Consider the following 6,786-nt stretch of genomic DNA (forward strand, 5'->3'; position numbering starts at 1 on the left):
GGGCCGGCGCATGCCAATGGCTCGCGAACAGATCCCAGTATGACGTGAGCGCCCCTTCATGCACCGGCTGGCGCGGCGACCACGGCAGCGTGACGCCCACCGTGGCCGACTCGGTGCCGCCCTGGTCGCCATGCGGCGCATGGCCGCCCTCGAAGTAGTAGCCGCGCGCGCTGTCTTCGAACGCATGAGCCGGTGCGCCCAGCAGGCTCAGGACGCCTGCGAACACGGCGGCCCCGAGGGACGCGGACCTGTGTGTTTTCATGATGTGGTTGTTAGCTGCAAATAATGAAAGAAAAGAAAAGAAATAATTACTTTCCGCTGCAGTCCGCGCCTGGGCCCGAGGCTATTGCCATGTCGGAAAGTAGGACTTGTTCAACAGAATTGCGGAATCGGTTTTGTTGCGGTGCAGCAATTGCCGCGCCTCGCGTCTATAGTGGGGCTCGTCCGTCCTCATAGATCGCGCCCCCATGCCATCCCTCACTTCTGTCGCCCGCCTGTCCAACCCGCTGATGCTGTGGGTCGACGTGGCTCTCAAGACCCAGGAGATGCTGCTGTCCTCCGGCTCCGTGATCCAGATGCGCACCGGGCGCATGGCCAAGGCGGGGCTCGCGCCCAGCGCGGCCGATCTCGCGGAGTTCCAGCTCATGGGCGATGAAAAAATTGCCGCCGCCGGCCAGTCCGGGGCCGCCATGGTCCGGCAATGGCACAGCAGCCACGTCTCGCTGGCGAACCGCGCGCTGCAGCAATGGCTCCTGAGTGCCGGGGCCTTTCTGTCGATGGCCGGCAGCGTCACGCCGGCGCAGGCCGCGGAGCGCAGCGACGCCTTCGTGCAGGCCACGGCCCGGGCGGCGGGCACGGCCAGCCGGCTCTCGGGCGCGGCGGTGCGCATCGCGCGCGAAGGGCTGAAGCCGATCCACGCCGCCGCCACCTCGAACGCCCGGCGGCTGGCCGCAGAACTGCGCGGCTGAGCGCGCGGGTGTGCGTCAGCCGCGCGCCATCACCAATGTCAGCAGCGTGATCTCGGAYGGCGCGCCAAAGCGCTTGGGCGGCCCCCAGTAGCCGGTGCCGCGGCTCACGTAGACCCACATGTCGTGCAGCCGGTGCAGGCCGGCGGTGAAGGGCTGCTGCATCGGCACGAACAGGTTCCACGGAAAGAACTGGCCGCCGTGCGTGTGGCCCGACAGCTGCAGCTGGTAGCCGGCCTGGGCCGCCAGCGTCGCGCTGCGCGGCTGGTGCGCGAGCAGCACCCGCGTGTGCACCAGCGGCGGCGCGTCGAACAGCGCCAGGTGCGGATCGCTGGCGTGCGCGGCATCGAAATGGCCGGCGGTGTAGTCGGTCACGCCCGCCAGCACCAGCTGGCTCTCGAACAGCTCTTCGTCGTTCTGGGCGCCCCGCACGTTGCGCGTCTGCAGCACCACGTGCTCGTTGAGCAGCACCTTCAGGCCCAGCCTGCGCAGCTCGTCGATCCATGCGTGCGCGCCGGCGTAGTACTCGTGATTGCCGGTGACCACGAAAGTGCCGTGCTTCGCACGCAGCCCCGCCAGCGGCGCGATGTGCTCGCGCAGCTCGGCCACGCTGCCGTCCACCAGGTCGCCGGTGATCGCGATGGCATCGGCGCCGAGCCGGTTCACCGCATCGACGATGCGCTGGATGTAGGCGCTGCGGATCGTGGGGCCGACGTGGATGTCGCTGAGCTGCGCGATCGTGAAGCCCTCGAGCGCCGCCGGCAGGCCGCGGATCGGAACCTCCACGCGCTTCACGTCCGCGGTGCGGCGGGCATTGAGAAAACCCACCATCGACACCAGCGTGGCCAGCACCAGCACGGCCATTGCGCTCCATGGCAGCACGGCATGCCAGGGCACCGGCGCGCCGAACAGCACGCTCGCCAGCCAGGCGAGCAGCAGGCCCGCGTCGCGCAGCAGCGTCGACACGAACAGCGAGGAGAACCAGCCCATGCTGATGAGCCCCGTCCACTGGAGCAGTTCGCCCGCCGAGGCGCCGCGCTCCCTGCCGCGCGAGACAAAGGGCAGCGGGATCGTCAGGGCCGAGATGGCGAGCGCGGCCAGCGCGAGCGGCCAGGCCGGCGTGAGCATGGCCAGCGCGGGCAGCAGCCGCAGCGCAATGTAGACATGCAGGAGCGCGGTGAGCACGCTCAGGGAACGTATCGGCATGGGGGCAATGGGAACGGGCGTGGCCCGGGACACGGCATCTGCAAGGCGCATGCCGCGCATTCAAGGCGGTCTCCGGCCGCTGCCTCGCTATTTTTTCTATAGCGCCGGGCAGCCGGATAGCGTGCGCTGCGGTCGAAGCGGGCGGCGAGGCTCCCGTTGCGCCGCGCCGCCACCGGGCCGGCGCTCGCCGGTCACTGCACCGCGCGCGTGCCGGCAGAAGCCATATCGGTGCCCGCCGGCCAGACGAATGCCACCCGAGCGGGCGCGCCGGGCCTGACCTGCAGCGTCTGCTTGAGCGTGTTTCCACGCAAGCGAGCCTCCACTTCATAGGTGCCGGGGTCGAGCCGCGCCACCATGAACGGACCGGCCGACTCCACGTTGTCGAGCAGTACCGTGCCATGGCTGTCGCGCACGGTCACGCGCACGTCGGAGGCGAACTCGGCGCCCTTGTGGTCCTTGATCGCGAATTCGAAGGTGGCCGGCCAGCGCGGCGCCACCGTCTCCATCAGCTTGGCCTCGTCGCTGCCGATGCCGCCGCTCATGTATTCGATGCCGTGCGTCATGCGGATCGGCGGGTTGGCCGTCGCGTGTGCCGAAGAAGAAAGCGCCGCGAGGAGAACGGCGCCGCACAGCATGGCGGCCGCGAGAGGCCGCGCATGCGATGAAATCGGGTGGGTCATGTCTGGATCCTTTCTTCCTTGTCTGCGTGGCCGGGGAAGGCCACGTGCGCCACTGTGCGGCGCACGGCTTAGGCAAGGCTTAACGAAAAGGTCCAAGCCCGGCCGGGCCGGGAAGGAAAGGGAGGAAGCTCAGCGCGCCGCCGAGGTCTGCGCGAGCGCCTGCGGCATCGGCGGCATCACCGAGGCCATGTCGAAGTTCGACGGCCACATGAACACTGCCCGGGCCGGCACGCCTGCAATCACCGTCAGCGTCTGCGTCATCGTGAGGCCGCCGAGCGTCACGTTCACGTCGTAGGCGCCCGGGTCCAGCCGCGCGAGCATGTAGGGCCCCTGCGACTGCGCCTCCATCACGGGGCGGCCCGTGTACTTCTCACGCACCTGGACCGCCGCGCGCGCGGGGAAACTGCCGCGTTGCGCGCTGTCGTTGATACCGAACTCGATGGTGGCTGCCCAGCGCGGCGAGACCATCTGCATGAAGGCCGCCTCGGCCTTGTTCGTGCCGCCGCACATGTATTCGACGCCCTGCGCCATCTGGATGGGCGGGTTCGAGAACGCATGGGCCGATGTCATCGCCCCGAAGAATGCTGCTGTGCCGCCCAGTACCAATGCAGCCATCGGCTGCCGCAGACGCATAAGGTTCATTGCTTCGAGTCCTCGATCATGGGGTGACGTGAAATCCGTCGAGGATTTTGCTTAGCAAGAGTCGGGCTAGATATAGCGTTTACGAGGAAGGATCTTCGGGGAAGGACTGAACGCTATTGTTTTAATAGCTGATGACAGACGTGTGACGGGCGTCGGCGCCCTTTCGGAGGCTCCTCCCTGTGAAAACCCTGAGAAGCCGCCGCTGTGGGCCCGATTCGACGCGGTGCACGTCATCGGCGCCTACAGAGGTGCACCGTACCGCTGGTTATGAAGAAAGTTCGTACAGCAGAAAGGAGCTTCAAATGACCATTGGATCCAGGATCGAGGCAATCAAGCAGAAGGACGCACGGCGGCCCGGCTTCCCGGGCGAGCACCTTGCCGTGCTCGGCACGGGTGTCCTGCTGCTGCTGACCGCGGGGCGCAGCCACTCCCTGGCGCGCCGCCTGCTGGCGGGCGCCGCCGGCGGTGCGCTGGTCGGCCGCGCGGCCAGCGGAACCGGCGGGCTGGCACGCGTCGCGCAAATGATGCACGGTGGCCGGGGCGAGCGGAGCGCAGGCAGAGGCCGCGTTCACGTCCACCGGTCCATTTGAGCCAGGCCGCTTATTTGCTGAAAGAGGCGGCTGAACTCCGGGCGGTTCCGCCTGGGCTGCCGCTGATCGGGCGAATGATTGGCGGAATGGCCGGGCGTTTCAGTAGTTTGTCATCGGGCAGGCCCGACCCCGGGGCATGAAGCGTGGGTCGTGGCTGGCGATCGATGACGCATGGTCATAGGATGGAGCTCGGCACTGCTGACGAGGTCGGCGTTTGCTTGGTGTTGCGAACCCGTTCAGTAGTTGGACCCGCAGTCCTGCGAGCACCCCGGAATGTGGCAGAGGGCGGCGACGCCCCGAAGCACGCTTAGTAGAGTTCGACGACGAGGACTGCCTGCGGTGCCCCTCAACCGTCAGGAGGTTCTCATGCAAGTGCTTTATCCGCGCTGTGCGGGCCTGGACGTGCACAAGGACACCATCGTGGCCTGCGTGCGATGCGTCTCCCCGCCCATGCATCAGGAGGTGCGCAGCTTCGGCACCACCACCACCGAATTGCTCGCGCTGGGCGATTGGCTGGCCGAGCACGACTGCACCCATGTGGCGATGGAGGCCACCGGCGTGTACTGGAAGCCGGTGTGGCACGTGCTGGAGGCTGAGTTCGAGTTGGTGCTGGCCAACGCCGCGCACATCCGCAACGTGCCCGGCCGCAAGAGCGACGTCAACGACGCGATGTGGATTGCCGATCTCTTGGCGCACGGCCTGATCCGCTCCAGCTTCGTGCCGCCGCAGGCGATCCAGCAGCTGCGCGACCTCACGCGCACCCGCAAGCAACTCGTTCGGGAGCTCTCCCAGCACTCGCTGCGCATCCAGAAGGTGCTGGAGGACGCTAACCTCAAGCTGGGCAGTGTGTTGTCGGACGTGCTGGGCAAGAGCGGCCGCGCGATGCTCGATGCCATCGTGGCCGGCCAGAGCGATCCGGCGCAACTGGCTGCGCTGGCTCAGGGCACGGCGCGCAACAAGAGCGCCGAATTGCGCGAGGCACTGCGCGGGCGCATCACCGAGCACCACCGGACCATGCTGCGGCTGCACCTGCAGGTGATCGACGCCTTGCACCACACGTTGGCCGAACTGGATGCGGCCGTGGGAAAAGCGCTGGCGCCGATCCGGCAGCGCGCCCGCCTGCTCACGACGATGCCCGGGGTCAGTGACCTGACGGCCAGTGTCGTGGTGGCGGAGATCGGCGTGGACATGTCGCGCTTCCCCACTGCCGGGCATCTGATCTCCTGGGCAGGCCTGTGCCCGCGCAGCGACGAGAGCGCCGGCAAGCGCCGATCCACCCGCGTTCGCAAGAGTGGCACCTGGATCAAGACCACCCTGGTGACCGCCGCCTGGGCCGCGGTGCGCGTCAAGTCCAGCTACCTGCGAGCGCAGTTCCTGCGTATCAAGGCACGTCGCGGAGCCAAGAAGGCCATCCTCGCGGTGGCCGCMTCGATGCTCACCGCCGCGTACCACATGCTTCGTGACGGCACCGAGTACAACGACCTCGGCTGCGAGCACTTCGACCGCCAGGATCGCACCAAAACCATCCGTCGCCTCATGAAACGACTTCAAGATCTCGGCTGCGAGGTCCCTGTACTGGCTCATACGGGGTAGCGCTTCTTAGTAGGAGCCCGGCGGCGGCGCGTGCTTGACTCGCCGTGCCGAGGTCATGCAGATGAACCGGGCCCGCGCAGCGCCGAGCCGTGCGCGGCAGGCGCCCACCAAGCCACCTACGGCGGATTTGGCGGTATCTGCGGTGGGCGATTCGCTCGGATAGGAGGGAGACATTCCGCACTTGCGCATCAGCCGGTTCACTTGGTGAATGCGTGCCACCTTGCGCGTCGAAGCGGTGTAGAAGGTCACGCCGATCGAGATCGACAGGCGACCGCCAGGGGTGGCGGCCCGGTCGGCCGTGGATCTCGTCATGTGGGGCGAGGTGCTCGGGAAATAGACGGCATCGCCGGGCTGCGCATCGAATTCCAGCCCGCGCGGCAAGAACGCTTGGTTGAAGCGCACTTTCTGGAGCGACTGCGTGACGATGAAATCCTCCACCGCTTCCGCCGGCACGATGCTGCGGTCGCGGTGGTCCCAGACGTTGAGGATCTTGTGGCCATGCAACTGCAGCCAGAAGTTGTTCTCGCGATCGATGTGAAAGGGCGTGACGGAAGGCGGCGCAGAGAAGAAAACGAATCCGTTCACCCTGAAGATGTCCGGCTGCTCGCGCTCGACGAGGGAGCGCATCGAATTCACCACCGACATCAGCAGCGCGTAATAGCGGGGAATGACTTCGATGTTGTAGAAGGCCACCGACGAACCTGGCTCCTCCATGCGCTTGAAGAATACCGCGATGCTGCGCCCGTCGGGCGGCCGGCTGTCGTGCGCGAGCCTGGACGCGACCGTCCTGTCCGGGTTCATGAACCTGCACTGGTCCAGCTTCGAGAGTTCCATCCCGAGCCTCACGAGTTCGGGCACCTGGAACAGCGGATGCTCGTGGAAGTTGTGGTGCATCGGCGTGATCCTCTGGGTAGAGAAGCTGCCGGGATCGTCCGTCCACACCCGATACGTCGTTTCCGAAGCCCCGACGGAATTCATGCTGGTGACGCACATCGCACCCTCCAGATCGCTTCTGGGCGCCTTTTCCCTCAAACAAGGTCAAGGCAAAGTCCGCGAGCAAAAGTAATACTTTGGAACTCAATTCTGAGATTAACTGCTGACTTTTGCCTG

At 66.6% G+C, this 6,786-nt stretch carries 7 protein-coding genes and 1 pseudogene; 3 read left to right on the plus strand and 5 right to left on the minus strand.

Translation table 11 applies throughout. The features are described from left to right. Positions 1–262, minus strand: a pseudogene (locus AC1DOC_RS13220) (acyloxyacyl hydrolase); the annotation flags it as partial. Between the two features lie 205 nt (positions 263–467). On the opposite strand from AC1DOC_RS13220, the gene AC1DOC_RS13225 reads away from it, so the two are divergent. Beyond that, a complete protein-coding gene (locus AC1DOC_RS13225; RefSeq protein WP_369663880.1) occupies positions 468–968 on the plus strand; it encodes a polyhydroxyalkanoate granule-associated phasin in 501 nt (166 codons plus the stop codon). Between the two features lie 15 nt (positions 969–983). On the opposite strand, the gene AC1DOC_RS13230 is transcribed toward AC1DOC_RS13225, so the two are convergent. From AC1DOC_RS13230 to AC1DOC_RS13240, 3 genes are all read right to left on the minus strand, one after another. Then, positions 984–2,231 carry a metallophosphoesterase gene (locus AC1DOC_RS13230; RefSeq protein WP_278878950.1) on the minus strand — a complete coding sequence of 416 codons (1,248 nt, stop codon included), beginning with the start codon at positions 2,229–2,231 and terminating at the stop codon, positions 984–986. 131 nt (positions 2,232–2,362) lie between these two features. Next, on the minus strand, positions 2,363–2,851 hold the full coding sequence (locus AC1DOC_RS13235; protein ID WP_478079742.1) for a hypothetical protein: 489 nt from the start codon (positions 2,849–2,851) through the stop codon (positions 2,363–2,365). Positions 2,852–2,980: 129 nt separating this feature from the next. Continuing rightward, positions 2,981–3,493 carry a hypothetical protein gene (locus AC1DOC_RS13240; RefSeq protein WP_012745171.1) on the minus strand — a complete coding sequence of 171 codons (513 nt, stop codon included), beginning with the start codon at positions 3,491–3,493 and terminating at the stop codon, positions 2,981–2,983. 302 nt (positions 3,494–3,795) lie between these two features. Between AC1DOC_RS13240 and AC1DOC_RS13245 the strand changes: the two genes are divergently transcribed. Together AC1DOC_RS13245 and AC1DOC_RS13250 are read left to right on the plus strand one after the other, a co-directional pair. Continuing rightward, positions 3,796–4,083 carry a hypothetical protein gene (locus tag AC1DOC_RS13245; RefSeq protein WP_012745170.1) on the plus strand — a complete coding sequence of 96 codons (288 nt, stop codon included), beginning with the start codon at positions 3,796–3,798 and terminating at the stop codon, positions 4,081–4,083. Positions 4,084–4,449: 366 nt separating this feature from the next. Continuing rightward, entirely contained in the window at positions 4,450–5,676 is a 1,227-nt protein-coding gene (locus AC1DOC_RS13250) for an IS110 family RNA-guided transposase (RefSeq protein WP_015866363.1), read from the plus strand. Positions 5,677–5,682: 6 nt separating this feature from the next. On the opposite strand, the gene AC1DOC_RS13255 is transcribed toward AC1DOC_RS13250, so the two are convergent. Continuing rightward, positions 5,683–6,669 (minus strand): JmjC domain-containing protein, encoded by a 987-nt coding sequence (locus tag AC1DOC_RS13255; protein ID WP_478129905.1) that lies wholly within the window; start codon positions 6,667–6,669, stop codon positions 5,683–5,685. Positions 6,670–6,786: the final 117 nt, after the last annotated feature.

The sequence above is a fragment of the Variovorax sp. 01T439_2 genome (assembly GCF_056398445.1).